The organism is Wolbachia endosymbiont of Cylisticus convexus (assembly GCF_003344345.1).
The window spans coordinates 1-1,066 of sequence record NZ_QPIP01000155.1 but is presented as its reverse complement, the minus strand read 5'-3'; the positions used below and the strand labels follow the sequence as shown (position 1 = coordinate 1,066).

Here is a 1,066-nt window from a genome sequence, read left to right as displayed (position 1 = left end):
TTGTATTTCATACACGGGCCATAAAAAAACAAGTGGGTTGGGAATTATCTCAAGAAAACGTAGTAAGGGTGTTATGCTGCATACAGCTTTTGCTGTTAGTACAGAAGGCTTGGCATTAGGAATACTAGATCAAAAAATTTACTCGAGACCACCTGTTTCTGAAGAAGCCAAAGAGCTAAAAGAGAGGAATCGTAAAAGAGCACATATTGAAGATAAAGAAAGTATAAAGTGGCTAGAAAGCCTAAAGAAAACAGATAGCATTATAGACTCAACTAAAACTGAAGCTATAACTGTATGTGATAGAGAGGCAGATATTTATGAATTTTTTGAACTTGCACGTAATCTTAACTCAGCAGTTTTAGTAAGAGCTTCCAAAGATCGAGATATAAATAGAAAATCCAGATTTTCCAACGATAAACAAAAATTATGGAAATTTGTTGAAGACTTCTCTAGCATTGGTACAATAGAAATTGAAATCCCTGCAAGAGATAATAAGCCAAAAAGAACAGCATGTTTAGAGGTTAAGTTTGGGAAGTTTATGATGGATCCGCCTAAAAGGCACATAAGGTATAAAGAGTTAGGAGAGTAGACCAGTGGAACTTCCCCACCAGTCTCTCGCAAAACTGTACGTAAACCTCTCAGCTTATACAGCTTCCATTATTCAGCCTTTTGATCTAACCCTAGTGTCCAGTGATAGAAAATATCCGGAGACCTCTTTCTCACCTTTCCTAGAAATTGTCTTGCTAGTCTTCCGTGACCCCTGAGTCTCTTATATTTCCTTTTGACCCACTTTTCTAGATGCCGCTCTACATTCTTTAGAGATTTGTAGACCTCAGTTCTGTAAAATTTGCCATAGTACTGATACCAGCCTCTGACTATTGGATTTACTTTCTCTGACATCCCCTCTAATGTTATATGCGTATTTCTTAGCATTTTCCATGATCTTATGGTTGTAGTAATCTTTTTCTTGGCCTTGTTGCTAATTGCTGGGAGAAATGAAACAAAATGCTTCCCTATTTTATTTCTTGCTAACCTGGGTCTGAATGTGTAACCCAGAAAATCAAAA

The 1,066-nt window shown here is 37.0% G+C and carries 1 protein-coding gene and 1 pseudogene; one reads left to right on the top strand and one right to left on the bottom strand.

Going from position 1 to position 1,066, the window contains the following annotated elements:
• Nucleotides 1-574: pseudogene (locus Wcon_RS09530) on the top strand (IS4 family transposase); the annotation flags it as partial.
• A gap of 83 nt (nucleotides 575-657) precedes the next feature.
• Here the strand turns inward: Wcon_RS09530 and Wcon_RS09525 are convergent.
• A partial coding sequence (locus Wcon_RS09525; protein ID WP_275936935.1) for a group II intron maturase-specific domain-containing protein occupies nucleotides 658-1,066 on the bottom strand: 409 nt, incomplete at its 5' end.